Raw genomic sequence first — 25590 nt, forward strand, 5'->3', positions numbered from 1 at the left:
CTTCAACCACAGGAGCACACCATGGCAATCGATGTATATCTGCAGATAGACGGCATCAAGGGCGAGTCCACCGACGACAAGCACAAGGACTGGATCGAGTGCAAATCGGTCAGCTGGAGCGTCGAGCAGCCGAAGTCCGCCACCGCTTCGACGGGCGGCGGCCACACGGCGGAACGCTGCGAGCACAAGGACATCGTCATCTCCAAGCTGGCCGACCTGGCCTCGCCGGTGCTGCTGCAGACCTGCTCGGCCGGCAAGACCATCCCCAAGGCGCGCTTCGAATTCATGCGCGCTGACGGCCAGGGCGAGCGCGTCAAGTACTTTGAAATCGAAATAGAAAATGTCTTGATCGGCGCCGTCACGCCGAACGTGGAAGAGGGCGACATCCTCGGTGAACACGTCGGCTTCAAGTTCTCGAAAGTGAAGTGGAAATACACGCAGCAAAAAGTGACGGGCGGCGCCGGCGGCAATACCTCGGGCGGCTGGGACCTGGCCGCGAACCGCGTGGCCTGATCCATCCTTGCGCGGCGCGCGGCGGACATCCTCCTGCGCGCGCCGCGCCGACTTTTCAGGAGAGCGCATGGACAGTTATGTACCTGGCCTGTTCGACCGCCTGATGGGCGATGGCGGTGCGGCGGGCGGCGTGGCCGTGCGCCTGTCGCTGGAACAATTGAAGGATGCGGTGGCGCGCGACCTGGAAGAGCTGCTCAACACGCGCGTGGCCCTGCCGCCCGGCGCGCTCGACGCCTATCCGGAATGCGCGGCCTCCATCGTCAACTATGGCCTGATCGATTTTGCCGGCATGTGTTTGTCCAGCAGCGATGACCGCGCCCGCATCTGCGCCGCGCTGAAGGCCGCCATCGAACGCCATGAACCGCGATTGCGCAATGTGCGCGCCCGCCTGGAGCGCGAAGCGGGCGCCATCAACCGCGTGGGTTTTGTCATCAGCGGCACGCTGGCCGTGAGATCCGGCGGGGAGACGGTCAATTTCGACGCCGTGCTGCAGCCGTCGTCGCTGCGTTATTCGATCAACCGCAAGGGAGCCGCCGCATGAGCAATAACCTGAAAACCCTGATCGCCAAACTGAATGACACGGCGCGCACGGCCGCCACCCGCGCCGCCGCCATCTGCGTGGGACTGGGCCAGTACGAAGTCGATATCGAACACCTGTTCCTGGCGCTGCTGGAGCGGGAACGCAGCGATTTCGTCACCATCGCGCGCCGCAGTGAAATCAGCCTGACGGCGCTGGAGGCGGACCTGCGGCGCGAGATCGGCGGCTTCCGCACGGGCAGCGCGCGCACGCCCGTCTTCTCTCCCCATTTGCCGCTGCTGTTCGAACATGCCTGGCTGATCGCCTCGCTGGACACGGCGCAGCCGGGACCCATCCGCAGCCGCCACCTGTTATTGGCGCTGCTGACGGAGCCGGAACTGGCGCAGCTTGCGTACCGCGGCTCGAAGCTGTTCGCGCGCTTCAGCGTGGAGCAATTGAAGCACCATCCGGACAAGCTCACGGCCGGCTCCGAAGAGGAAAGCGCGGCAGTGCCGCGGCTTGCCTCCACAGCGGACGACCCGGTGACTGTCCTGGCCAGCAAAACCCCGGCGCTGGACCAGTTCACCACCGACCTGACGCAGCTGGCGCGCGATGGCAAGCTCGATCCCGTGATCGGCCGCGAGGCGGAGATACGCCAGGCCGTCGATATCCTGCTGCGCCGGCGCCAGAACAATCCGATACTCACGGGCGAGGCGGGCGTGGGCAAGACGGCTGTGGTGGAAGGCCTGGCCTTGCGCATCGCCGCCGGCGACGTGCCCGAGGTGCTGCAGGGCGCGCACATCCACGCGCTCGACATGGGCTTGCTGCAAGCCGGCGCCAGCGTAAAAGGCGAATTCGAAAGCCGTCTGAAAAACGTCATCGACGAGGTGACGAAAAGCCCGCACCCGATCATCCTCTTCATCGACGAGGCGCACACGATGATCGGTGCCGGTGGCCAGGCGGGGCAGAACGACGCGGCCAATCTGCTGAAACCGGCGCTGGCGCGCGGCGCCCTGCGCACCATTGCCGCCACCACCTGGAGCGAGTACAAAAAGTATTTTGAAAAGGATGCGGCGCTGGCGCGGCGCTTCCAGGTGGTGAAGGTGGAAGAGCCGAGCGAAGACATCGCCTGCGCCATGCTGCGCGCCATGGCGCCGTTGATGGAGCGCCATTTCGGCATCCGCGTGCGCGACGCCGCCATCGTCGATGCCGTGCGCCTGTCGCACCGCTACATCAGCGGGCGCCAGCTGCCCGACAAGGCCATCAGCGTGCTCGATACGGCGTGCGCCAAGGTGGCGCTGGGCCAGCGCGCCACGCCGGCGCAGCTGGAAAACGCGCACCGGCGCCAGGAACGCATCGGCGCGGAAATCGCCGCGCTGGCCCGCGAGGCGGCCGATGGCGACGTGCCCGACAAAGCCGGCGCCGCGCGTCTGGCGCAGCTGCGGCGCGAGCATGAGGAAGAGCAGGCGGCGGTCGCGGCGCTGGCGCAGCGCTGGGAGCGCGAAAAGGCGCTGGTGGCGCAGATCGGTGACTTGCGCGCGCAGCTGCGCGGCGAGCGGCCGGGCGAGATCGGCGCGGCGCGCCTGCTGGCGCTGAAGGAAGAACTGGCGGCCCTGCAGGGAGAAGCGCCGCTGTCGCCACTGGAAGTCGATGCGCAGGTGGTGGCCGGCATCGTCGCCGGCTGGACCGGCATCCCGCTGGGGAAAATGCTCAAGGATGAAATCCGCACGGTGCTGACCCTCGATGGGGCGCTGCGCGAACGGGTGCTGGGACAGGAGCACGTCATCGAGGCGGTGGCGCAGCGCGTGCGCACGGCGCGCGCCAGCCTGGACGACCCGAACAAGCCGCAAGCCGTGTTCCTGTTCACGGGGCCGTCCGGCACGGGCAAGACGGAAACGGCGCTGGCGCTGGCCGACCTGCTGTATGGCGGCGAGCGCAAGCTCATTACCATCAACATGAGCGAGTACCAGGAGGCGCACAGCGTGGCCGGCCTGAAAGGCTCGCCGCCCGGCTATGTCGGCTACGGCGAAGGCGGCGTGCTGACGGAAGCCGTGCGGCGCCAGCCCTACAGCGTGGTGCTGCTCGATGAAGCGGAAAAAGCCCACCCCGACGTGCTGGAGCTGTTCTTCCAGGTCTTCGACAAGGGCGTGCTCGATGATGCGGAAGGGCGCGAAGTCGATTTTCGCAACACCATCATCATCGCCACCTCGAACCTGGGGTCCGGCGCGATGATGGCCGCCTGCCTGAACCGGGCGGCGCAGGACTTGCCCACGCCGGCCGCGCTGGAAGAACTGGTGCGCCCGCAACTGGTGGCGCACTTCAAGCCGGCCCTGCTGGGGCGCCTGAAGGTGCTGCCTTTCTATCCGCTCAACGACGCGGTGCTGGCCGAGATCATCGCGCTGAAGCTGGCGCGGATAGGCGCGCGCATCGCGCGTAACCACCAGGCGCAGTTCAGCCATGACGCGGGCCTGGTCGACGCCGTGCTGGCGCGCTGCACCGAGGTCGATTCGGGCGCGCGCAATGTCGACCAGATCCTCAACGGCAGCCTGCTGCCGGCGATCGCCGAAGCGGTGCTGGCGCGCATGGCCGCAGGCGAGCCGGTGGCGTCGATACGCGTCAGCGCCAGCAAGCAAGGGCAGTTCAAGTACACGATCCGATAATCCACCTTCCGGAGAGCGCCATGTTCAATCTGGAGCAGTTGCTGCACCCCGTCAGCGCCGTCAGTCCCTGCGGCGAAGACCTCACTTTCAGTCAGGAGCTCGACGCCATCGCGCGCGCGCGCCAGCACGATGATCCCAGCCTGGACCAGGGCGAATGGGTGACGGCGCTGAAGGAAGCCGACTGGCCGTTCGTGGCGACGCGCTGCGAACAGCTGATCGCCACGCGCAGCAAGGATTTGCGCGTGGCCGTGTGGCTGGCCGAGGCGCACGCGAAAACGCGCCACTTCCGTGGCCTGGGCGATGGCTACGCGCTGCTGGCTGGCCTGTGCGAACGTTACTGGGATGGCCTGTACCCGCCGGCGGAAGAGGGCGACCAGGAACAGCGCATCGGCAATGTCTTCTGGCTGCTGTCGCGCACGCCGCAGCTGCTGCGCGAGATCCCGCTGACCGAAGGCACCGACGGCCTGTATTCGCTGCAGGATTTCGATGCGGCGCGCCAGCGCGCGACCGCCAGCCTGGCGCAGGGCGCGGCGGATCAGGGCTGGGGCGATGCGCGTCACGAAGAGGGCACGACCCTGGCGCAGATGGAGGCGGCGCGGCAAAGGAATACGCGCGCCTATTCCGACGGCCTGCTGGCCGATGCGCAGTACTGCATGCAGTCGCTGCTGGCGTTCGAGCGCAGCGTCGATGCGCGTTTTGGCGCCGACGGCCCGAGTTTTCGCGCCGCGCGCGAAGTGCTGGAAAACGCCATCCACTTCATCGCGCCGCTGTCGCCTGGCGCCGACTTTGCCGGCGCGCCGGCCGCCGCTGGCCAGGGCGCCGGCGGCAGCGGGGGCGCCATCGTGCAGCGCCAGCAGGCGCTGGCCCAGCTGCGCCAGGTGGCCGATTTCTTCCGCCGCACGGAGCCGCACAGCCCCGTCGCCTACCTGGCGGACAAGGCGGCCAGCTGGGGCGAGCTGCCGCTGCATCTGTGGTTGCGCGCCGTCGTGAAGGACGCCAGCACCCTGGCGCAGCTCGACGAAATGCTGGGCACGAACAGTGCAAGCGGATGATGGCCTTGGCCCCTTCCATGCTACTCTTCGGGCATGTTCAGAATGCTCATCTTGCCTGCCGCGCTATGCCTGTTCATCGCTGCCAGCGCGCAGGCCGAAGGCGTAACGCCGCTGGTGATTTATGGCGACGACGATTATCCGCCGTACTCCTATGTTGAAAACGGCCAGATGAAAGGCATTTACACGGAGATCGTGCGCGAAGCGATGCAATCGATGCCGCAGTATGCGGTGCAGCTGCGTCCCGTGCCCTGGAAGCGGGGTTTGCTGATGCTGCAGACGGGCGATGCCTTCGCCCTGTATCCGCCGTATTCGTGGCGCAGCGAGCGGCCGTACGTGCGCTATTCCGTGCCGCTGCTGATGGAACAGCTGGTGGTGCTGTGCAACCAGGACGTGCTGGCCAAACGCGCGCTGCGGCAGTGGCCCGCCGATTACGGCGGCCTGCACATCGGCGTGAATGCGGGTTTCCTGCCAGGCGACGCGGGTTTGATGGCATCCTTGCGCGCGGAAAAAATCGTGCTCGACCCTGCCAAGGGCACGCGCACGAATCTGCTCAAGCTGATGCGCGGGCGCATCGATTGCTATGTCAGCGACCGCCTGTCGGCGCAGTGGGAATTGCAGCGCATCCGGCGCGAGGGGGCGCCTGGCACACCGATGCAGGCGATACAGGAAATGGCGCAGCTGGCCAGCCAGCAGGGCCACCTGGGTTTTACGGCGCGCCAGCTTGCCGCCTATCCTTATCGCGATGACTTTATCGAACAATTCAATGCCGCCATCGTGCGCATGCAGCACAGTGGCGCGATCCGCCGCATCGTTGACCGCGCGCTGCAACCCTGATACAACCGGATGGAGAAAAACATGAAAAAACTGTTATTGCTGAGTGTGCTTGTACTGGCCGGCTGCGTGGGCCGTCCCGAGAATATTGTGCCTGTTAGCAACTTCGACACGACCCGCTATCTGGGGAAATGGTATGAGATCGCGCGCCTCGACCATTCGTTCGAACGCGGCCTGAGTCAGGTGACGGCCGATTACAGCCTGCGCCAGGATGGCGGCCTGAAAGTGCTCAACCGCGGCTACAAGGATGCGGACGCCGTCTGGAAGGACGCGGAGGGCAAGGCGTATTTCGTTGACAAGAAAGACGTGGGCTACCTGAAAGTGTCGTTTTTCGGCCCTTTCTATGGTTCCTACATCGTTTTTGATTTGGACCAGCAAGATTACAGCTATTCCATGATCAGCGGTCCCGACAAGTCCTACTTCTGGCTGTTGTCGCGCACGCCAACCATGGATACGGCCTTGCAGCAGCGCCTGATCGGGAAAGCCGCTGGCCTGGGTTTCGATACATCAAAATTGATTTACGTGAAGCAAAACTGACACTGCTTGCCTGCCGCCCGTTCGTGGCGGCATTTCACCTTCCGATTGTTGCTTTTCTGCATGTTATTTCTTGCAATACCATTCTGATTCACTCACAATCTGCTCCAAAGTAGTGCGCTGCGGCGCGCTGCCATTCCGGTGGCGACGTGTCCGTCGCGCCACCGTTCGTGATTGCCGCACGGCAGATGCCTGCTATATTGATACGTAGCAGCAGGTCGGTTTCGTGGCGTCTGTGCATCGTTTTCTTCAGATAGGAATCACGCAATGAAAAACCTCAAAATCGGCGTACGTCTCGGTGGCGGTTTTGCCGCCGTCCTGCTCCTGTTGACCAGCCTGACCGTGGTGGGCATCGTGCAGATGCAAAGCGCCAGCAAGGAAACCGATGCGCTCGTCAACGTCAAGGTGCGCAATGAACGACTGATCGCTGAATGGACCAAGGTCATCGAGGTGAACGCGGCGCGCACGGCGGCCGCCTGGAAAGTGGGCGATCCCGAACACCAGAAGCAGTTTGAAAAGGAAATGGCGGTTTCGTCGGCACGCGCCACGGAAATCCAGAACGATATCGGCAAGAGCGAGCTGAATGCCGAAGAGCAATCGCTGTACCAGGAAGTATTGAGCACGCGCAAGGCCTACACGGAAGTGCGCAAGAATGTGTTCAAGGCCAAGAATGCGGGCGACCTGGAACTGGGCAAGCGCCTGTATGAAGGCGACATGGCCGTCAAGCGCGACATCTACCTGGCGTCGCTGAAGAAGCTGGAACTGCTGGAAGCCAGACTGCTCGATGAAACGGCCGCGCAAATCCGTTCGCGCTACGAAAGCGGCCGTTTGCTGCTGATCTCGCTGGGCGGGGTGGCCATCTTGCTGGGTATCGCCTGCGCGTACTGGATCACGCGCTCGATCACGCGTCCCATCACGCGCGCCGTCGAGGTGGCGGAAGCCGTTTCCGCTGGCGACCTGACCAGCCATATCGTCGTGGAAAGCCGCGATGAGACGGGGCAATTGATGCATGCGCTGAAAAACATGAACGATAAACTGGTCAGTATCGTGGGCCAGGTGCGCGCCGGCACCGAATCGATCAGCACGGCGTCGAGCGAAATCGCCGCCGGCAACCTGGACTTGTCGTCACGCACGGAAGAGCAGGCCAGTTCGCTGGAAGAGACGGCGTCGTCCATGGAAGAGCTGACCTCCACCGTGAAACTCAATGCCGACAATGCGCGCAGCGCCAACCAGCTGGCCATCGACGCTTCGCAGATCGCCAGCAAGGGTGGCGTGGTGGTGTCGGAAGTGGTCAGCACCATGGGTTCGATCAACGATTCCTCGCGCAAGATCGTCGACATCATCAGCGTCATCGACGCCATCGCCTTCCAGACGAATATCCTGGCTCTGAACGCGGCCGTGGAAGCGGCCAGGGCCGGCGAGCAGGGCCGTGGTTTTGCCGTCGTCGCCTCCGAAGTGCGCAACCTGGCGCAGCGCTCCAGCGCGGCGGCCAAAGAAATCAAGGGCTTGATCGACGATTCCGTGCAAAAGGTCGAGGCCGGTTCGCAACTGGTGGACAAGGCTGGCCGCACCATGGATGAAATCGTGCAAAGCATCAGCCACGTGACGCAGATCATGAACCAGATCACGGACGCCAGCGATGAACAGCGCGCCGGCATCGAGCAAGTCAACCAGGCCATTGGCCAGATGGACCAGGTGACGCAGCAAAATGCGGCCCTGGTGGAAGAGGCTGCCGCGGCGGCCGAATCCATGCAGGAACAGGCCGCCAAGCTGGCCGAGGTCGTGGGCGTGTTCAAGCTCGATGCAACGCAACAATATGTATCGGCCAGTGCTGGCCCGTCCGTGACGGCGCCTGCACCAGCTGCGATGCGAGCTGCCATGCGTCCCGCCATTCAGCCTGCCAAGCGACGCGCGCCAGCGCCTGCCGTGACTGCGCCTACGCCGGGCAAGGCGGCGCAAGCGGACGCTACGCGCGCCCGCGCGCCGAAGGCGCCGGTGGCATCGGGCGCCGACGAATGGGAAGAGTTTTAAGCGCAGTTTCCTCCTAGCATGGCGCGGGCGCTACAATCGCGGCTTGAAGACAGCCGTGAACGCGCTCCGCCATGACCACCCGCCGTACCTCCAGCCTTACCCTTAGCTCTACCGCTGCATCGACCTCCCAGGCGGAATCCGCCAAACGCGCGCGCTGCCCAGCCTGCCTGCGCGCCGCATCCAGCTGCATCTGCCGCTGGATCGCCCCCGTTGCCCACGCGGTGGACGTGCTGATCTTGCAGCATCCGCTGGAAGTCCACAATGCCAAGGGCAGCGCCCGCTTGCTGCACCTGAGCTTGCCCAACAGCCGCATGCTGACGGGCGAGCAGTTTGCCCCCGAAACGCTCGCCGGACTGCTGGCCGGCAAGCACAACGTGCTGCTATACCCGGATACGCCCGGCGACCGTTCGCTGGGCATCGCGCCGCCGCCAGCGCTCGACCCCGCCATCTTGCTCGATCCCACCTTATTGCGGCTGGTGGTGCTGGACGCCACCTGGCGCAAGAGCCGCAAGATGCTGTACCTGAATCCCCTGTTGCAACAGCTGCCGCGCCTGCCCCTGCGCGATACGCCCGCTTCCCATTACCTGATCCGCAAGGCGCACGCGCCAGACCAGTTATCGACCCTGGAAGCGACCTGCTATGCCCTGATGCAGTTGGAGCAGGACGCGTGCCGCTTCGTTCCCCTGATCGCGGCATTTGACGGTTTTGTCGCGCAGCAGTTGAGTTATGTCATGCCGCAGGGGGAAAAAGCTTGAAATAGCACCATGGCAGCCCTTGATATTGGCCGCACAGCGGCATAGTATACTGTACGTATATACAGTTGATGGGGCCGTTCATGAAAGCAATCATTCCAGAGCACGATGACAGCTTCGCCGGGCAAGCCATGTTGCCGCCGCAATCGCTGAAAGCGCACAAGGGGCGCGGTGCCGTCTCGAACCTGCAGGGGCGCTACGAGGTGCACGCGCGCGCCGGTTTCGATGATGGCTGGAGCGTGGGCGGCCTGGATGCGGCAGATGGTGAGGCGCCGGCGCCGGCCTGGAAGACGCAGGTCAGCGACGAGCAGGCGCGCAACATCCTGACGCGCAACGCTTCGCCCGATTTGCCATTCAACGTCTCGCTGAATCCATATCGCGGCTGCGAACATGGCTGCATTTATTGCTTTGCCCGCCCCACGCACAGCTATCTGGGCCTGTCGCCGGGCCTGGACTTCGAAAGCCGCATCTACGCCAAGGTGAATGCTCCCGAACTGTTGCGGCGCGAACTGGCCAGGCCGTCGTATGTGCCCGAACCGATCGCCCTGGGCGTCAATACCGACGCGTATCAGCCATGCGAACGCGAACGGCAGCTGACGCGGCGCGTGCTGGAAGTGCTGCACGAGTGCGACCATCCCGTGGCGCTGATCACGAAATCGTCGTTGATCGAGCGCGACATCGACATTCTGGCGCCCATGGCGGCCAAGCGCCTGGCAGCCGTTGCCGTGACTGTCACCACGCTCGACCCGGCCATCGCGCGCACCTTGGAACCGCGCGCGGCCGCCCCGGCGCGGCGGCTGCGCACCATCCGCACCCTGACGGAGGCGGGCATCCCCGTGGGCGTGAGCATCGCGCCCATCATCCCGTTCGTGACGGAGCCGGAAATCGAGCAACTGCTCGAAGCCGTGCGCGATGCGGGCGCCATCCACGCCCATTACGTGGTGCTGCGCCTGCCGTGGGAAGTGAGCCCGCTGTTCCAGCAATGGCTGGAAGCGCATTTCCCGGAACGGGCCCAGCGCGTGATGAACCGGGTGCGCGAAATGCGTGGCGGCAAGGATTACGACAGCGCGTTCGGTGCGCGCATGCGGGGCGAAGGCGTGTGGGCCGACCTCATCCGCCAGCGTTTTGAAAAGGCCGTGCACCGGCTGGGGCTGCACGGCAAGGGCGGCCGCTTCAAGCAGCTCGATTGCACGCAGTTCCGCCGGCCGCTGGTGGTGCCGCCGCTGGGAAACAAGGCAAAAGGCGGGAATGCGGGACAGCTGGATTTGTTCTAGCGCATGGCGTGACCGGACTGCGGTCAATGCAGTTCCCGCTTCCGGCAGAGGGCAGGAGGCGGGAATCTGGCGAGCGGAATCGGTGCTCAGTGGCAGATGGCAAAGGTGCCATTCACGCCTTGCCAATGAATCGCGCCGCGCAGGGCGCAGCAGGCGCTGCAATTATGGGCTGTCGGTCCGCCTATCGGCCCGTGTGTATCGAAGCACTGGCCTTGGCCCGTGTTGGTCGGTCCGCAGGCGGACGGCTGCATGCCGCTGGCTTGTACGTTGGCTTGTGCGTTGATAGGGCCACGCGCGCTGCGCGAAACAGGCGGGCTTTGTAGTGGGAGTCGCATCGCTGTCCTTCCTCAATCGTGGGTGACGCCGGCTGGCTGAACGGGCGACGAGAAACTCATCGCCCGCAGGCATGCCGGGTTTAGCCGGGATGGCTCGATCCTGCTGGCTTGATCAGCAAACGGTGGAGTTGCAAGCCATCAGGCAGAGTTGCTTTGCGGTGCCGCTCAAAGCGCTGCAACCCATTTGGCACAGGGTGCAGGCAATGCCGGAAGGGGCGACACCCTGGCTGATGGCGGAGATGCTGGGGCTGCGTTGTACGGCTTTGGCTTGCAATGGCAGATTGTTCATTTCGAAACTCCTTGTGGTGGCGCCGCCGCGGGCAGCGGCAATGGGTGTGCGTACCGAAGTACGGTGCTGATCGTTTCCCGCCAACGACCGTATGCTGAAGCGCGTGCACGCATCGCTGCGCCCACGTGCCCCGACAATTCAAATGCTGTTGACGTTAGCGTTGCGACCAGTAGCGCACTGCGCCGACGCTGACCGGTATCACGTCGCTGACGTCGACGGCGAAGCGGGCGACCGTGTTGGCTACCTGCAGGTTTTCCGGGTTGAAGAAGGTCATGATGATGTCGTAGCATTCGGAGCCCGGGCGGCAGACAGGGCTCTGTTGCACGACGATGGTATCGAGCTGCATGCCGGTGGTCTTGGCCAGCATTTCCGCCGCTTGCATGGCATTCGTGGCCGAGAAGTTGAGCGCGCGGTCCATGCCCGTGACGCCCAGGTTGCGGAAGTCGTAATAGATGCGGTTCAGGAAGTTTTCCAGGCGCGCACCCGTGTTGCTGCTGTTGATTTCCAGGCTGTCCTGCACCGCCATCAGGCTGTCGATCAGCTGCGGCACATTCCAGCTGAACATGCCCCGGATGGCCGGCTGGATCACGGGCACGACCTGGCCGGACATCAGCCTGGCGGCGCCCGAGATTACGCCGGGAAACGAATTCATGACGACCAGGCCATCGATGGTGCCGACATAGGCCTCGAACAGCAGTTCATAGGTCAGGTCGGCATACGGGCCGACGGGAACGATCGCATAAATCGGCGTGGCGTCCAGGTTGACGGTCCAGGTCAGCGATTGGCGGAAATATGGCTTTGCGCGCAGGAATTCGATCAATTGCTGCGGATCGCCAGGATTGTCCCTGCCTGGTGGCATGGCCTGGACGAAGGAATCGCGGCGCGCTTCACTGCCGAAGTCGATGCCCAGGTTGCCCAGCGCATACACCAGCGTCGGGCCCTTGGCGCTGCCGCCGCCGCAGCCGCAATCGGAGGCATCGATGCCGGAAGCGGCGATGCCTTGTCGCGTCGCGCCGGAAGGGCCCGCGAGGTTGGCCAGGGAGGGGGTTTCCAGCATGGGAATGCTGAGCGGATGCACCTGCGCGGAAGTGTCGGCATTGGCTGGGCTCGCTTCAATCACAGTATCGTCTGACATTTCAATTTTCCCTTTTAATAATAGTTGAGTGGCGCCCGGCACATTCAATGTCCCAGTCAGGAGGCGGCGACAGTCCTGCTCGCCATTGGTGTTGCAACGCGTTGCGCTCTGCAGCAATGCGCTGCAAACTCCACGAGGGTCAGGACGATCCCCATGTTGGTGTTGCCGGCATAGCAGCAAGGCTGCGATGGCCGAGACGATCGGGGTGGCAAAGCTGGTGCCGCTGCTGAGCCGCACGCGCCCTGCGGGAGCGGCGCCGAGGATGTCGGTGCCGGGCGCCATGATGCCGCGCGCGCGATAGGCTTCGCCCCAGTTGCTGTTGGGCATGGGCGCGCCTTGCCGGTCCAGGGCGCCGACCACCAGGGTGTACTCGATGGAGGCGGGAATATGCAGGCAATCGCAGCCGTCATTGCCCGCCGCGGCGATCAGCAGGACGTTGCGTTCATGGCACAGCTGTATGGCTTTTTGCAGCAGGCCATCGGCGCTGCCGCTGTCGGACAGTTCACCGCCGCTGACATTGATGATGTGCGCGCCGTGCTCGACGGCCTGGGTGATGGCGCGGGCCAGGTCGAGCTGCGTGCATTGTGTCAGTGCGCCGTCGGCACGGTCGGCAAAGATGGGCAGGATCAAGCCCCGACAATGGGGGGCCAGGCCCGTGACCGGGCTGCCGGGCTGGCCAAAGATGATGCTGGCGACATGGGTGCCATGTTGCGATGCCCGGCCGCTGCCGCTGGCACCCGTGGCGAGCGTGTCGAGCAGTTGCAGCCTGGCGCCGGCAAAGCAGGGATGGCTGGTATCGACGGGACCGTCGAGCACGGCGATGCAGATGTCGGCACAGCCGGTATTGCCATCTTGCAAGGCAGCCAGGCCGGGCAGCAAGCCATGATTGGCCAGACTGTCGTGGGTGGTGGATACGTCCATAGTCGTTGGCACGGCGGCGCTCCTTGCTGGGTCCTGGAGGGCGTGCGGCTCACCGCTTGAGGTGCTCCGCCCGCCTGCTGCGGCGCCTGTTGCTCTAGCGCCGATAGCATGATCTTTAGCAAGGGGTGTGCCAGAAGGCCAAGTGCTTGATTTTCAAGGTATGGGGCGGATTTGCATTGTCGTGACGCAACAATGATGGCGGATATCGTCCACTCTTTTTGGCCGGGATGGACGAAAACGGCAGGCGGCAAGGACGGGGAGGGGGCGCCCGGGACACAGCACGGCATGGCGTGACGCGGGCGCGTGCGGCGGTTCAGCTATCCTTGCTGTAGCAGGCGCGGCTGGGCCGCAGGCGCATGCGCACGAGGGACACCAGGAAGCTGAAGCCTGCCTGGTTCGGATCGATCACCGGCACATAGGTGTGCAGCGCGTCCTCCAGCAGCGCGCTGACGCGCGCGGCGACGCCGACAAATCCTGTGCAGCCGAGCAGGATGGACTGGGCGCCGTCGTCCTGTATCGCCAGCATGGCGGCCTTGAAAGTTTTTTCGACCACCGTGTCCAGCTTGCCGAGGTCGGCGACGGGACAGTCGATGGAGCGGATCGAGGCGAAGCTGTCCTGCAAGCCGTAAGCCTGCATGTGGCCCCGCTGCATGGCGAGCGTGCTGGGCAGTATCGTCATGATCGACAGGCGCTGGCTGAGGGCCAGCGCCGTAAAGGCGGCGGGCGGGAAGCCGCCGAGGATGGGGATGTCGATCACTTCGCGCGCGGCCTCCACGCCGCACATGTCGAAGTCGCTGAGCCAGATGCCGTCATAGCCTTCGCCTTCGATTTCCCTGGCCAGTTGCACCACCGGATAACCGTTTTGCAGCCAGTCGACGCGGTATTCGATGCAGTCGTGCCCGCTCGAAATATTGCGCACGGACACTTCGACATCGGGCGGCATCACGGGTTCGATGGCGGCGAGCAGGCGCTGGTTGTAGGCGGCCGTGGCCACCGGCGCCACGATACAGATGCGCAGCGGCTTCATGCGGCGCTCCCTGCCGCAGCGCCGGCGTTGCCCGCCAGCGGTACATAGGGTCCCAGGTAGCCGATGGTGTTGAGCAGTTGCATGAAGCTGTCGAGTATCAGGCCGCCCCGTTCCCGCAATGCCGGGTGGGCTTGCAGGCCCAGCAGCGTCACCTTGCGCTGCAGGAGGGCCGGGTTGAGCGTGCCGTCAGGCAGCAGCAAGTCGCCATTCGAATACACGGCCTGGCCATCGCCCTCGACAAAGTAGCTGATGGTGTCGGGCGCCATGCAGAGGGGTGTGCTGCGGCTGCTATCCCAGGCCAGCAGCGATTCGTTCTGGTACAGGACCGTGCATAGCCGTTCACCCGCGCGGATGGTGATCTTGCCCAGGTCGAAGCCATTGCGCGAGTCGACTTCGGCGGCGACGAATGTGCCCTGAGGAAACAATGGCCAGGCACGCATGTCGCATTGCCGCGCAAGATAGTCGACCAGTTCGTCCGCGCTGCGCAAGCGGCCTGCCTGCAGTTCGCGGCCCAGGCGCAGGGCGCGTCCCAGGGTGCCGCGCACGGGCAGCGCCCGGGCCAGTTCCGCCGGCGCCATGATCCACATGGCCAGCCCGCCGAACTGCTTGAAATCGGCCTGCGAGACGATGGGGCGCATCATCTGGTCGATGATCGTTGCCACGTCCTGCTGGTGGGCGCGGGCGCCGTTCACGCCCTGGCTCGGCTGGACGTCGAGTTCCACGCGCAGTCCCGACTGGCTGACGAGGAAGGCCGGGCGCGGATTGATCTGCTCGGCCGCATACGTCAGCTGCGGCAGCGAGGGAACGGCACGGCCGGCGCCATCGGCGTCGATCACCGCCAGCCCCAGGTGGGCGGCGACCAGGCAGGCGACGAGAAACCCCAGCGCCCCGCTCTCGGGCGGCGCCAGGTAGGCCAGGGTGCGGTTTTCCAGCGCCAGGCGCTCCCTGATGGCGATCACGGCATCGACGGGACCTTGCGGAAATTGGGCGCCATTGATCGCCACGGGCGAGCCCAGGTAAGCCACCATGACTGTCTCGCCATCGGTGGCTTCGTCGACGCTGACCACGCGCACTTGGGCGTCCGGATAGTAATCGCCGGCGTGGAATTGGGCCAGCAGGCTGCGCGCGGAAGTGAGCGTGCCGCCACCACCGCTGCCGAAGAAGCAAGCTCCCAGCAGTAGCGATTCAAGGTCATCGTGATTCAGCACATAGCTCATGTTGCGGGTCCTCAGGTTGGCATGGCATGGAAATGGTTTGCGCCAGGGTGGTCTGCAACTGCAGCGCCTGGGCAAACCGGGGGAAAGCCGTGTCACGTTCCACGCCGCGCAAGGCGCGCGTGAGGTGTTCGAGTGCTTCCGGCCGGCGTCCGCGCTGCTGCAGCAGTTGCGCCAGGCGGGTCGCCACCAGCAGGCCGCCGGCCGTCGCGCCCAGCGCCTTGGCGGTCGACAGTGCACTGCCCAGTTCGCGTTCCGCGTTGTCCAGGTCACCCACCGCGATCCACGTCTGCGCATGCATGTCGAGCAGTTCGACCAGGTAGGCCCGTTCGCCATGTTCCAGCGCCAGTTCGATGGCGCCGTGCAGCAGTTGCCGGGCTTGCGATGGCTGGCCTGCCGACAACAGCAGTTCGCCCCGTTTCCAGGCCTGGAATGAATGGAAGAGCATGCCGCCTTCGCACAGCATGTATTGCTGGTAGCCATCGGCGATGCGCTGTTCGGTCTGTACATGGATGTTGCCCGACGCCAATGCGCAGGCATGGAATATCTGGCCCACTCCCAGGTAGAATTGATAGCCATATTCGCTGGCGACGGTTTGCAGGTCCGCCGCCAGGTTTGCCAGCCGGCTCCAGTCCTCGAACATGCAGGCGAGCCATGCGGCGCCCTGCAGTGCGATGGCGCGATGGAAGGGATGCGGGTTGTCGGCGCCGCCGCGCAATGCCAGGTGGTCCATTACCTGGCGCGCGCGCCGGAAGGCGCCGCTCTGGAAGCAGGACAGGCCTTCGAAAGTGCTCGACAGCACGGCGATGTCCAGGCCCTGTCCCCCGGTGTCGGCCGATGCCGCGCCGCATAGCAGGTGTCCGCGCTCCAGGCAGGCCAGCGTTTCGCGGTAATCGCCTAGCCAGAACAGCGTGTTGGCCAGGGCCAGATGGGCCTGCGCCAGCAAGTCCGTGTCACCTATGGCTTGCGCCCGCTGCAGCATGTCTTGCGCCGTAGCCCGGGCCGCCACCAGGTCCAGCGCCATCAGTTGCGAGCTCCAGATGCCGAAGCGCAGGGCGGTGATTTCCACCTCGTCGCCCAGCGCCGCCGCTTCCTGCAATGCCTGCTGGTAGCAGGCGAGCGCTTCGGCGCTTTGCCAGCCGCTGATGCCGCGGTGCGAAATGGCGAGCCAGCGGTGCAGGTCGCAGCTCAGGCGGCGCGCGGTGCAGGGGTGGGCGTCGGCGGCCAGCAAGGTGAGGCCGCGACGCAATACTTCGATGGCCTCCTTGAAACGGGCCGCCTCGATCAGCGCACGTCCCTCCAGCAGGCAGACGCGGGCAAAATTGCTGCGCTCCTCGTCGCCATGCACGCGGCGTTCGATGACCTTGCGGTTGATGCCCAGGTGGCGCGCCGCGATCGTCTTGTTGCCATCGGCAAGGCGCATCGCATAGTCGATCAGCAATTGTTCCGCGGCCTCCAGCTTGTTGTCGCCTTCCAGCCGCATCAGGGCTTCCGCCAGCAGCGTGTGATCCGCGTCTTCCGGCATGCCCGCCGACAGGAAGGCGTCCAGGCTGTGGGCATCGATCAGCGCCGATTCGGCCAGTATCGACAGCCGTTCAACCAGGTTGCGCAGTTCGCGGATATGGCCGGGCCAGGCATGCCGGCCCAGGCGTTCCATGGCGGTGGCGGTAAAGCGGATGGGCCGCTTCTGCAGGCTGGCAAAGTGAGTGGCGAGGGCGGCGACGTCGCCGCGGCGCTGGTCCAGGCCCGGCACGTCGAGTTTCAATACCGCCAGCCGGTAATACAGGTCTTCGCGGAAACGGCCCGCTTGCACCATCGCGGCCAGGTCGCAGTGGGTGGCGGCCACGATGCGGCCGTTGAACGGCTGGATATCACCACCGCCCAGTGGCCGGAAACAGCGTGCTTCGAGTACGCGCAGCAGCTTGCTCTGTACACCTAGCGGCAATTCGCCTATTTCATCGAGAAACAGCGTGCCTTGTCCCGCTTGGGCGAAGAACCCGGTGCGGCTGTTGAGCGCTCCCGTAAATGCGCCCTTGGTATGGCCGAAGAGTTCCGCGTCGATCAGGTGTTCCGGCAGTGCGCCGCAGTTGAGATCGACAAAGGGCGCAGCGGGATCGCCGCTGTGCCGGTGCACGAGCTGGGCGATGATTTCCTTGCCGGAACCGGTTGGGCCACTGATGAGCACCGTGCAGCGGGTCGGCGCCACGGCTTCGACCATGCGCAGCAGGCGTTGGAATATTGGGGAGCTGCCAATGATGTTTAGCCCGCCCCCGGCGTTGCCGCAGTGGACGGGGACATGCACAGGGGCAATAGCGCTTGCTCCGGGAAGCATGCAATGCGGCTGCCTCCCATGCTGTTGCAGCATAGACCTTTCGGACATGGTCGTCTCGCTCCGGTGATTTCGCTCCGATCATGCAGGGCCCTATTTTTTGTTCTGCCCCGCTGCCTGCTGACGCGTACCGTTGCCCCACTCATGCATAAAGGAATCGCGCGTTCCGATTATGGCCGCTAATAAAACGGCGATAGTCGCCAATTGTCACAATGAAAATATATTCATCGCTTGCATCATGCAAGCTGCTTGCCCGCCGTCACTCACTGCGCTGCTGGCGGCGCATCCTTCAATTGCGCCAGATGTTGCTCGATGGCAAAGACGTGCGGGTCGCTCTTGCCCAGCTCGCGCAGGGCGCTGGCCAGGTGCAGCAGGTACTCGCTGTTCGGGCCGCTGGGGCCGGCAGAGCGGGCGATCTGGCGCGCGATGTCCAGTTCCGGGGCGGCGCCGAGGAAAGCGGCGTTTTCCTCGTTGGCGATGTAGACCAAGCCTTCGACCTTGCGGCCATCCTCGAAAGTGATGTCGGTGGCCAGGCGCAAATAGCCGTTCTTTTCGCGGTGGTCGAGGTGGGCGAAGACTTCGGGCGTGATCAGGTAAGCCATGCCGTCGCACACGGCGCCCGCTTGCGGCACAATGGTGGCGACCCGGCCCGGCGCCATCGGCGTGCCCCGGTGGTCGTGCGAGCCTTGCCAGAAGCGCCGCGTCCAGCCGGCGATGCTGGCCGGGCGCCGTTCAATATAGGGAAAGTCCGCCTTGTAGATCAGCGAGCCATAGCCAAACAGCCAGACCTGTGCATGGCCGTCGAATTTGTTCATGCGCTGGTTGATGGCGATGGTGGCGGCGTCGATGGCGGACAGATCGTTCTGGTGAGGCTGGGTCATGGTGCGAGCGGTGAAAGGGCGATGCCCGATTATAAAGCGGCGCCAGCCGTGCCGCCCGCTCCCACGTTCCACTCGTGCGTCTCGACAAAGCGGAACAAAAAGGCCATGAAGCTTTCGGCGGCCGGCGACAGCGACCGCCCCGTCTTCGTGTAGACGAAAAAGCGCCGCGTCAGTTCCGGCTCGTGCAGGGCGCGCATCTGCAATTGATATAGTTTGACCATCGGTTCCGCGTACGGCAGGCAGACCGTGATGCCCAGGTTGGCGCTGACCATGGCCAGCGCCGTTGTCATGAAGGTCACCTCGTTGTAGGGATTGAGCGACAGCTCGCGAAACGCGCCGTGCATGTCGCGCAGCAGGCGTTCCGTGAACTGGCCTTGCAGCGAGATGAACGGATAGTCGCCCACGTCGGCCCAGGTGACGCGCTCTTTCTGCTGCAGCGGGTGCTGCTCGGGGAAGACCAGCACGAAGGGCATTTCGAACAGTACTTGCGCGGCGATTTCCGCCGTCGGGTCGCGCTCGGGGCCGATGCCGAAATCGACTTCGCCACTGAAGACGCGCGCCGACACATTCTCCACGGGGCAGTCGACGAGGCGCAGCTGCACGTCCGGGTGCGCCTGGCGGTAGGCGGCGATCACTTCCGGCAGCAGGGTGCAGGCCATCATCTGCGGCGCGGCGATGCGCACCATGCCGGTCTTCAGGGCCTTGCGCTGGGCGATGCCGGCCATGGCGCCATCGAGATCCTCGATCATCTTTTCAAACAGCGGATACAGCTCGCGGCCTATTTCCGACAACTGCGTCTTGCGCGTGCTGCGCTCGACCACGCGCACGCCCAGCACGCTTTCGAGTTCCTTGATCAAGCCGCTCAAGGCGGACTGCGTCACGTGCAGGTATTCGGCGGCCAGGGTAAAACTGCCGGTCTTGGCCAGCGCCACGAAGGCGCGCATTTGCCGCAGGCTGGGACTCATAAGATAATCCGATAAATCAATGGTTAAAAATTGTTTGTATGATAGCTGGAACTCGATTCTAATGGTGAAAAGCTGAAAAACAGGCCAGCCAACGCGCCCACGGCGCCATCCATTGGAGACAAGCACATGAAGATCAAGCAAATCCACCACGTCGCCTACCGCTGCATCGACGCGAAGAAAACCGTCGAGTGGTACGTCAAGCATTTGAACATGAATTTCGTCCTCGCCATCGCCGAAGACCTGGTGCCGTCGACCAAGGCGCCGGACCCGTACATGCACGTCTTCCTCGACGCGGGGCAGGGCAATGTGCTGGCCTTTTTTGAACTGCCGACGCAGCCGCCGATGGACCGCGACCGCAATACCCCGGCCTGGGTGCAGCACCTGGCGCTGGAAGTGGGCAGCATGGAAGAACTGTTGGCCGCCAAGGAGCGCCTGGTGGCCGGCGGCATCGAGGTGCTGGGCCCCGTCAACCACGCCATCTTCCAGTCGATCTATTTCTTCGACCCGAACGGCCATCGCCTGGAACTGGCGGCCAACGTGGGCACGCCCGAGATGAAGGCCAAACTGGACGCCGTCAAATGGGACATGCTGGAAGAATGGTCGCAGACGCGCCGCGCGCCCAAGCACGCCGCCTGGATGCACGCGCCGGCCGAAGCCTGAGCGCCCCAGACCGGCAACCTCTCTGAAACAACCACCGAACAAGGAACACCATGAAACTCGCAACCCTGAAAAACGGCAGCCGCGACGGCGCCCTGATCCTCGTCAGCCGCGACCTGCGCCAGTACCAGCGCGTGGCCGCCATCGCGCCCACTCTGCAGGCGGCGCTCGACAATTGGGACGCCGTGGCGCCGAAACTGGAGCAGGCGTATGCCGACCTGAACGCGGGCCAGGCGCCGGACGCGCAGCCGTTTGATGCGGCGCTGTGCCACTCGCCGCTGCCGCGCGCCTACCAGTGGGCCGACGGCTCCGCCTACATCAACCACGTGGAACTGGTGCGCAAGGCGCGCAACGCGGAAGTGCCGGCCTCGTTTTATACGGATCCGCTGATGTACCAGGGCGGCTCCGACAGTTTTATTGGCCCGCGCGACCCGATCTTCGCCTTGTCGGAAGAGTGGGGCATCGACCTGGAAGCGGAAGTGGCGGTGATTACGGGCGACGTGGCCATGGGCGCCGGCGTGGACGATGCGGCGCAAGCGATCCGCCTCGTCATGCTGGTCAACGACGTCTCCTTGCGCAACCTGATTCCGGGCGAGCTGGCCAAGGGCTTCGGTTTCTTCCAGTCGAAGGCGGCCAGCGCGTTTTCGCCCGTCGCCGTCACGCCCGATGAACTGGGTGCCGACTGGGCTGGCAGCAAACTGCATTTGCCGCTGCTGGTGGACCTGAACGACAAGCCCTTCGGCAAGCCAAACGCGGGCGAAGACATGACCTTCAACTTTGCCCAGCTGGTCGCGCATGCGGCGAAGACGCGCGAACTGGGCGCCGGCAGCATCATCGGTTCCGGCACCGTATCGAACAAGCAGGGCAACCTGTTTGGTTCCAGCATCGAGAACGGCGGCGTCGGTTACTGCTGCCTGGCCGAAGTGCGCATGTATGAAACCATCGAACACGGCGCGCCGAAAACTGCCTACCTGAAGTTCGGCGACACGGTGCGCATCGAGATGCGCGACGCGGCCGGCGCCAGCATCTTCGGCAGCATCGAGCAGACCGTGGCCCTGTACGCTGGCGCCACACGCGCCTGAGGGGAGGGCGCCCCATGAAGCTGTACACCTACTTTCGCAGTTCGGCCGCCTACCGCGTGCGCATTGCCTTGAATCTCAAAGGCATCGCCTACGACAGCATCCCCGTGCACCTGCTGCAGGATGGCGGCCAGCAGCTGCTGCCAGCCTACCGCGCCGTCAATCCGTCGGCCCTGGTGCCGGCGCTCGATGACGACGGCGCCATCCTGACGCAGTCGCTGGCCATGCTCGAGTATCTGGACGAGACGCGCCCTGACGTGCCACTGCTGCCGCCGGACGCGCTGGGCCGCGCCAGGGTGCGCGCGCTGGCGCTGGCGATCGCCTGCGACGCGCATCCGCTGACGAATCTGCGCGTGCTGAAATACCTGAAAAACACGCTGGGGCTGTCGGACGAGGCCAAGCAGGAGTGGTACCGCCACTGGATGGCCGAGGGACTGGCGGCCGTGGAGGCGCTGCTGGCGCAGGGCGATCCGGCCGGAGCTGGCCTGTTCTGCCATGGCGATAGCCCGACGATGGCCGACTGCTGCCTGGTGCCGCAGGTATTCAATGCGCAGCGCTTCGCCATCGACCTGGCGCCATACCCGCGCGTGGCGCGCATCCATGCCCATTGCGCCGGCTTGCCCGCGTTTGCGGCCGCCCATCCGTCGCAGCAGCCTGACGCCGAATAGATTTTCTAAGCCGCAAGGCAGGAAGCCCCGTCTGGCAACAGGTGGGGCTTTTTTATGCGTGCTTGATTTTTGGTGGCTAATGCCAGCTTGCCGGTAGGCTACAATTTGCGTTTGCCCAAATACTTTACGCGCCATGACTGCAACAACCGTTCCTGCCAGCATCATCGATGCCCTGTCCCTGGCGCATGATTCCTGGCGTCCCATCCTGCTGCGCGGCTTGCACGCCGTGATGGCGGCCGATCCCGCCTACCTGCCGGCACTGGCCATCGACGACTACCTGCCCACGCAGGGCCGGCTGTTCGCCGCCTTTGCCCTGCCGCTGGCGCAGGTGCGCTACGTGCTGGTGGGCGAGGGGCCGTATCCGCGCGCCGACAGCGCCACGGGCGTGTGTTTCATGGATGGCGCCGTCGGCAGTCTGTGGTCGGCCACGGGGCTGTCGAAGCCCGTCAACCGCGCCACTTCGCTGCGCAACTTCATGAAGATGCTGCTGGTGGCCGATGGCCAGCTGCAGGCCGGAGATACTTCCGGCGTGGCCATGGCGCCCGTGGCGGCCGCCGCGCAACTGCCGGGCAGCGGCGTGATCCAGACCTTGCCCGACTTGCAGCGCAAGATGACGGAACAGGGCTTCCTGCTGCTCAACGCGGCGCTGGTGTTCCGTGCCCACGTGCCGCCCGTGCAGGATGCGCGCGGCTGGCTGCCCTTCCTGCAGGTGGTGCTCGAAGCGCTGGCGCGGCAGGGCGGGGCGGCCTTGCCGCAACTGGTGCTGTGGGGCAAGATTGCCGAGCTCATCAAACGTTTGCCGGTGGCGGCGGCCTTGCCGCAGGTGACGGCGGAACATCCGTATAATCTGTCCTTTATCGGCAATCGTGACATGCAGGCCTTGTTTGGCCCGATGCAACTATTGCGTGCTTGAGATTGAATTGACGCCATCTGGCGGAAGTGCGGGGAATATGCAAATCAGTAACGTGGAAGAATTGAAGGCGTGGATCGCGGCGGGCGGCGTGCCCGACTATCTGTATTTCTGGGGACACACGCCGGCGCAGCCGCAGGTGCCCGACAAAAGCTGCTTCAGCCAGTGGTTTCCATCGCCCTTCAGCCTGGCCGGCGTGACGTATGCGACGGCCGAGCACTACATGATGGCGCAAAAGGCGGCCCTGTTTGGCGACACGGCCGTGCAGGCGCGCATCGTGGCGGCCGCGCGGCCGTCGGAAGTGAAAAAACTGGGGCGCGAAGTGGCGAACTTCGATGCCAAAGTATGGGAAGCGGCCCGCGCCGGCATCGTCTTCGATGGCAACTTTGCCAAGTTTTCGCAAAAGGCCGCGCTGCGCAAGTTTCTGCTGGGCACGGGCGAGCGCGTCATCGTCGAAGCCAGTCCCGTCGACCGCATCTGGGGCGTGGGCCTGGCGTCGGACAATCCGCGCATCCTGGACCCCGCCACCTGGGACGGCTTGAACTTGCTCGGTTTTGAACTGATGAAAGTGCGCAGCGCCTTGCGTGCTTGACGAGTACTGTTGTTTTCCTGATGCCGCCGCGCCTGGCGCGGCCGGCCATGCCCCTGCCAGCCCTGTGGTCATCGAGGGGCGCTCTGACAAACCCCGCCGAATTTGTTATACTTGACTAAATCATTCAACTACTCAGGGTTTGAGAAGTTGAAAAGCCGCAATATTTTAAACCAGTTGACCAGAGGATGTATGCGTCTGACTACAAAAGGCCGTTTTGCCGTGACCGCGATGATCGATCTTGCCCTGCGCCAGGGTAAAGGTCCGGTCACCTTGTCCGGCATCAGCCAGCGCCAGTCGATTTCCCTGTCCTACCTGGAACAGCTGTTTGGCAAGCTGCGCCGCCATGAGATCGTCGAATCGATCCGTGGTCCCGGCGGCGGCTACAGCCTGGCGCGCCGTGCCGACAAAGTGACGGTGGCCGACATCATCATCGCCGTCGACGAACCGCTGGACGCCACGCAGTGCGGCGGCAAGGAGCATTGCCACGGCGCCGATGCGGCCACCGGTGCGCGCTGCATGACGCATGAATTGTGGTCCACACTCAACGAAAAAATGGTCGATTATCTGGATTCTGTGTCCTTGCAGGACCTGGTCGACCAGCAGAGACAAAAGATTGCCGAACAAAGCGTGATGGTGATGCACCGTAACCACGCCGCCCTCGGTTGATAATGACAAAAATACCAGTTGCTGATTGCAGGAGTTATTGATGAACGCCCCAGAAAAAAACGTAGGCCAAGTGCACTTTGAAACCGCACCGCATTTCCCGATCTATATGGATTACTCGGCCACGACGCCGATCGATCCACGCGTCGCCGACAAGATGATTCCTTACTTGCGCGAGCAGTTCGGCAATCCGGCATCGCGCAGCCACATGTATGGCTGGACGGCGGAAAAAGCCGTGGAAGAGGCACGCGGCCACGTGGCGGCCCTGGTGAACGCCGATCCGCGCGAAATCATCTGGACTTCCGGCGCGACGGAAAGCAACAACCTGGCCATCAAGGGCGCGGCGCAGTTCTACAAGACCAAGGGCAAGCACATCATCACTGTCAAGACCGAGCACAAATCGGTACTGGACACGGTGCGTGAACTGGAACGCATCGGCTTTGAAGCGACGTATCTGGAACCGCAGGACAACGGCCTGATCACCGTCGAGCAGCTGGCCGCGGCCGTGCGCCCGGACACCATCCTCGTGTCGGTCATGCTGGTGAACAACGAAATCGGCGTGATCCAGCCGATCGACGAGATCGGCGTATTCTGCCGCTCGAAAGGCATCATCTTCCATTGCGACGCCGCGCAAGCGACGGGCAAGGTCGTCATCGACCTGCAAAAGACCAAGGTCGACCTGATGACCTTCACGGCGCACAAAACCTACGGCCCGAAAGGCGTGGGCGCCCTGTACGTCTGCCGCAAGCCGCGCGTGCGCCTGGAAGCGCAGATGCACGGTGGCGGCCATGAGCGCGGCCTGCGCTCGGGCACCCTGCCAACGCACCAGATCGTCGGCATGGGCGAAGCGTTCCGCATCGCCAAGGAAGAAATGGACAGCGAAATTGGCCGCATCCTGGCCTTGCGCGACCGCCTGGCCAAGGGCCTGCAAGAGATCGAAGAAGTCTACATCAACGGCGACATGGATCACCGCGTGCCGCACAACCTGAACGTGAGCTTCAACTACGTCGAAGGCGAGTCGCTGATCATGGCGATCAAGGATATCGCCGTGTCGTCCGGTTCGGCCTGCACCTCGGCCAGCCTGGAACCATCGTACGTGCTGCGCGCCCTGGGCCGCAGCGACGAACTGGCGCACAGCTCGATCCGCTTCACCATCGGCCGCTTCTCGACCGAGGAAGACATCGACTTCGCCGTCAACCTGCTGAAATCGAAAGTACACAAGCTGCGCGAACTGTCGCCGCTGTGGGACATGTTCAAGGATGGAATCGACATCAATTCGATTCAATGGGCAGCCCACTAACCAACACCGTGGCCCCTGTTGACGGGGCCGGCAAGAATATTAAAGGAGCATCAAAATGGCTTACTCGGACAAAGTACTCGATCACTACGAAAACCCGCGCAATGTGGGCGCTTTCGACAAGGGTGATGAAACCATCGGCACCGGCATGGTCGGCGCGCCCGCCTGCGGCGACGTGATGAAACTGCAGATCAAGGTCGGCGCCGATGGCCTGATCGAAGATGCGAAATTCAAGACCTACGGCTGCGGTTCGGCCATCGCGTCGAGCTCGCTGGTGACCGAATGGGTCAAGGGTAAAACCCTGGACCAGGCGCTGGCCATCAAGAACACGCAGATCGCCGAAGAACTGGCCCTGCCGCCAGTGAAGATCCACTGCTCCATCCTGGCGGAAGACGCCATCAAGGCAGCTGTTCTGGATTACCAGACCCGTCACCCGGCAGCAGCTTAAACGTTGGTAGCCCGCC

Annotated in this window: 23 protein-coding genes; 17 read left to right on the top strand and 6 right to left on the bottom strand. The window is 64.1% G+C overall.

What is annotated here, in order from left to right:
• Positions 1-21: 21 nt before the first annotated feature.
• The 9 genes from ACPJXG_RS08135 (at position 22) to ACPJXG_RS08175 (ending at position 10164) form a co-directional block, all read left to right on the top strand.
• The gene (locus ACPJXG_RS08135) at positions 22-513 is read left to right on the top strand and encodes an Hcp family type VI secretion system effector (protein WP_034750126.1); all 492 of its coding nucleotides are present in this window, start codon (positions 22-24) and stop codon (positions 511-513) included.
• Between the two features lie 67 nt (positions 514-580).
• Entirely contained in the window at positions 581-1054 is a 474-nt protein-coding gene (gene tssE, locus ACPJXG_RS08140; RefSeq protein ID WP_035820620.1) for a type VI secretion system baseplate subunit TssE, read from the top strand.
• The gene (tssH, locus tag ACPJXG_RS08145; protein ID WP_425253908.1) at positions 1051-3690 is read left to right on the top strand and encodes a type VI secretion system ATPase TssH; all 2640 of its coding nucleotides are present in this window, start codon (positions 1051-1053) and stop codon (positions 3688-3690) included. The genes tssE and tssH overlap by 4 nt, the downstream gene beginning before the upstream one ends.
• Before the next feature lie 20 nt (positions 3691-3710).
• The gene (gene tssA / locus ACPJXG_RS08150) at positions 3711-4742 is read left to right on the top strand and encodes a type VI secretion system protein TssA (protein ID WP_425253909.1); all 1032 of its coding nucleotides are present in this window, start codon (positions 3711-3713) and stop codon (positions 4740-4742) included.
• A gap of 33 nt (positions 4743-4775) precedes the next feature.
• Positions 4776-5576 carry a substrate-binding periplasmic protein gene (locus ACPJXG_RS08155; protein ID WP_425253910.1) on the top strand — a complete coding sequence of 267 codons (801 nt, stop codon included), beginning with the start codon at positions 4776-4778 and terminating at the stop codon, positions 5574-5576.
• Between the two features lie 21 nt (positions 5577-5597).
• Complete coding sequence (locus tag ACPJXG_RS08160; RefSeq protein WP_425253911.1) at positions 5598-6110, top strand: lipocalin family protein; 513 nt, start codon at positions 5598-5600, stop codon at positions 6108-6110.
• Positions 6111-6374: 264 nt separating this feature from the next.
• Positions 6375-8138, top strand: a complete 1764-nt coding sequence (locus ACPJXG_RS08165) for a methyl-accepting chemotaxis protein (RefSeq protein ID WP_425253912.1) — start codon at positions 6375-6377, stop codon at positions 8136-8138.
• A gap of 71 nt (positions 8139-8209) precedes the next feature.
• Positions 8210-8893: a tRNA-uridine aminocarboxypropyltransferase gene (locus tag ACPJXG_RS08170; RefSeq protein WP_425253913.1), complete on the top strand. Its 684-nt coding sequence runs from the start codon at positions 8210-8212 to the stop codon at positions 8891-8893.
• Positions 8894-8973: 80 nt separating this feature from the next.
• Complete coding sequence (locus tag ACPJXG_RS08175) at positions 8974-10164, top strand: PA0069 family radical SAM protein (RefSeq protein WP_425253914.1); 1191 nt, start codon at positions 8974-8976, stop codon at positions 10162-10164.
• A gap of 778 nt (positions 10165-10942) precedes the next feature.
• On the opposite strand, the gene ACPJXG_RS08180 is transcribed toward ACPJXG_RS08175, so the two are convergent.
• From ACPJXG_RS08180 to ACPJXG_RS08205, 6 genes are all read right to left on the bottom strand, one after another.
• Positions 10943-12856 (bottom strand): S8 family serine peptidase, encoded by a 1914-nt coding sequence (locus tag ACPJXG_RS08180; RefSeq protein ID WP_425253915.1) that lies wholly within the window; start codon positions 12854-12856, stop codon positions 10943-10945.
• Positions 12857-13157: 301 nt separating this feature from the next.
• A complete protein-coding gene (locus ACPJXG_RS08185; RefSeq protein WP_278316563.1) occupies positions 13158-13871 on the bottom strand; it encodes an aspartate/glutamate racemase family protein in 714 nt (237 codons plus the stop codon).
• A complete protein-coding gene (locus tag ACPJXG_RS08190; protein WP_425253916.1) occupies positions 13868-15088 on the bottom strand; it encodes a DUF917 family protein in 1221 nt (406 codons plus the stop codon). Before ACPJXG_RS08190 ends, ACPJXG_RS08185 begins: the two co-directional genes overlap by 4 nt.
• On the bottom strand, positions 15063-17417 hold the full coding sequence (locus ACPJXG_RS08195) for a sigma 54-interacting transcriptional regulator (RefSeq protein ID WP_425253917.1): 2355 nt from the start codon (positions 17415-17417) through the stop codon (positions 15063-15065). Before ACPJXG_RS08195 ends, ACPJXG_RS08190 begins: the two co-directional genes overlap by 26 nt.
• A 260-nt stretch (positions 17418-17677) precedes the next feature.
• The gene (locus ACPJXG_RS08200; protein ID WP_425253918.1) at positions 17678-18295 is read right to left on the bottom strand and encodes a gamma-glutamylcyclotransferase; all 618 of its coding nucleotides are present in this window, start codon (positions 18293-18295) and stop codon (positions 17678-17680) included.
• Positions 18296-18324: 29 nt separating this feature from the next.
• Entirely contained in the window at positions 18325-19260 is a 936-nt protein-coding gene (locus tag ACPJXG_RS08205) for a LysR family transcriptional regulator (RefSeq protein ID WP_099400359.1), read from the bottom strand.
• Between the two features lie 126 nt (positions 19261-19386).
• On the opposite strand from ACPJXG_RS08205, the gene ACPJXG_RS08210 reads away from it, so the two are divergent.
• The 8 genes from ACPJXG_RS08210 (at position 19387) to iscU (ending at position 25574) form a co-directional block, all read left to right on the top strand.
• Complete coding sequence (locus ACPJXG_RS08210; protein ID WP_425253919.1) at positions 19387-19920, top strand: VOC family protein; 534 nt, start codon at positions 19387-19389, stop codon at positions 19918-19920.
• Between the two features lie 50 nt (positions 19921-19970).
• Entirely contained in the window at positions 19971-20999 is a 1029-nt protein-coding gene (locus ACPJXG_RS08215) for a fumarylacetoacetate hydrolase family protein (RefSeq protein ID WP_425253920.1), read from the top strand.
• 14 nt (positions 21000-21013) lie between these two features.
• Positions 21014-21664 (top strand): maleylacetoacetate isomerase, encoded by a 651-nt coding sequence (maiA, locus tag ACPJXG_RS08220; protein WP_425253921.1) that lies wholly within the window; start codon positions 21014-21016, stop codon positions 21662-21664.
• Between the two features lie 133 nt (positions 21665-21797).
• Complete coding sequence (locus ACPJXG_RS08225) at positions 21798-22577, top strand: uracil-DNA glycosylase (RefSeq protein WP_425253922.1); 780 nt, start codon at positions 21798-21800, stop codon at positions 22575-22577.
• 37 nt (positions 22578-22614) lie between these two features.
• Complete coding sequence (locus ACPJXG_RS08230; RefSeq protein WP_035820578.1) at positions 22615-23166, top strand: NADAR family protein; 552 nt, start codon at positions 22615-22617, stop codon at positions 23164-23166.
• A 189-nt stretch (positions 23167-23355) separates the two neighbouring features.
• Complete coding sequence (gene iscR, locus ACPJXG_RS08235) at positions 23356-23832, top strand: Fe-S cluster assembly transcriptional regulator IscR (protein ID WP_034779566.1); 477 nt, start codon at positions 23356-23358, stop codon at positions 23830-23832.
• 40 nt (positions 23833-23872) lie between these two features.
• Complete coding sequence (locus ACPJXG_RS08240; RefSeq protein WP_035820576.1) at positions 23873-25129, top strand: IscS subfamily cysteine desulfurase; 1257 nt, start codon at positions 23873-23875, stop codon at positions 25127-25129.
• 55 nt (positions 25130-25184) lie between these two features.
• Positions 25185-25574 carry a Fe-S cluster assembly scaffold IscU gene (gene iscU, locus ACPJXG_RS08245; RefSeq protein WP_034779562.1) on the top strand — a complete coding sequence of 130 codons (390 nt, stop codon included), beginning with the start codon at positions 25185-25187 and terminating at the stop codon, positions 25572-25574.
• Positions 25575-25590 lie beyond the last annotated feature (16 nt).

The sequence above is a fragment of the Janthinobacterium sp. NFX145 genome (assembly GCF_049810325.1).
GTDB classification, from domain to species: domain Bacteria; phylum Pseudomonadota; class Gammaproteobacteria; order Burkholderiales; family Burkholderiaceae_D; genus Janthinobacterium; species Janthinobacterium rivuli.

Coding starts and splice junctions, on each gene's coding strand:
- ACPJXG_RS08170 (WP_425253913.1), top strand. CDS start 8,210: ATGACCACCCGCCGTACCTCCAGCCTTACCCTTAGCTCTACCGCTGCA.
- ACPJXG_RS08165 (WP_425253912.1), top strand. CDS start 6,375: ATGAAAAACCTCAAAATCGGCGTACGTCTCGGTGGCGGTTTTGCCGCC.
- ACPJXG_RS08215 (WP_425253920.1), top strand. CDS start 19,971: ATGAAACTCGCAACCCTGAAAAACGGCAGCCGCGACGGCGCCCTGATC.
- tssH (WP_425253908.1), top strand. CDS start 1,051: ATGAGCAATAACCTGAAAACCCTGATCGCCAAACTGAATGACACGGCG.
- ACPJXG_RS08230 (WP_035820578.1), top strand. CDS start 22,615: ATGCAAATCAGTAACGTGGAAGAATTGAAGGCGTGGATCGCGGCGGGC.
- ACPJXG_RS08195 (WP_425253917.1), bottom strand. CDS start 17,417: ATGCTTCCCGGAGCAAGCGCTATTGCCCCTGTGCATGTCCCCGTCCAC.
- iscR (WP_034779566.1), top strand. CDS start 23,356: ATGCGTCTGACTACAAAAGGCCGTTTTGCCGTGACCGCGATGATCGAT.
- tssE (WP_035820620.1), top strand. CDS start 581: ATGGACAGTTATGTACCTGGCCTGTTCGACCGCCTGATGGGCGATGGC.
- ACPJXG_RS08240 (WP_035820576.1), top strand. CDS start 23,873: ATGAACGCCCCAGAAAAAAACGTAGGCCAAGTGCACTTTGAAACCGCA.
- ACPJXG_RS08160 (WP_425253911.1), top strand. CDS start 5,598: ATGAAAAAACTGTTATTGCTGAGTGTGCTTGTACTGGCCGGCTGCGTG.
- tssA (WP_425253909.1), top strand. CDS start 3,711: ATGTTCAATCTGGAGCAGTTGCTGCACCCCGTCAGCGCCGTCAGTCCC.
- ACPJXG_RS08205 (WP_099400359.1), bottom strand. CDS start 19,260: ATGAGTCCCAGCCTGCGGCAAATGCGCGCCTTCGTGGCGCTGGCCAAG.
- ACPJXG_RS08185 (WP_278316563.1), bottom strand. CDS start 13,871: ATGAAGCCGCTGCGCATCTGTATCGTGGCGCCGGTGGCCACGGCCGCC.
- ACPJXG_RS08210 (WP_425253919.1), top strand. CDS start 19,387: ATGAAGATCAAGCAAATCCACCACGTCGCCTACCGCTGCATCGACGCG.
- ACPJXG_RS08225 (WP_425253922.1), top strand. CDS start 21,798: ATGACTGCAACAACCGTTCCTGCCAGCATCATCGATGCCCTGTCCCTG.
- ACPJXG_RS08190 (WP_425253916.1), bottom strand. CDS start 15,088: ATGAGCTATGTGCTGAATCACGATGACCTTGAATCGCTACTGCTGGGA.
- maiA (WP_425253921.1), top strand. CDS start 21,014: ATGAAGCTGTACACCTACTTTCGCAGTTCGGCCGCCTACCGCGTGCGC.
- ACPJXG_RS08155 (WP_425253910.1), top strand. CDS start 4,776: ATGTTCAGAATGCTCATCTTGCCTGCCGCGCTATGCCTGTTCATCGCT.
- ACPJXG_RS08135 (WP_034750126.1), top strand. CDS start 22: ATGGCAATCGATGTATATCTGCAGATAGACGGCATCAAGGGCGAGTCC.
- ACPJXG_RS08175 (WP_425253914.1), top strand. CDS start 8,974: ATGAAAGCAATCATTCCAGAGCACGATGACAGCTTCGCCGGGCAAGCC.
- iscU (WP_034779562.1), top strand. CDS start 25,185: ATGGCTTACTCGGACAAAGTACTCGATCACTACGAAAACCCGCGCAAT.
- ACPJXG_RS08200 (WP_425253918.1), bottom strand. CDS start 18,295: ATGACCCAGCCTCACCAGAACGATCTGTCCGCCATCGACGCCGCCACC.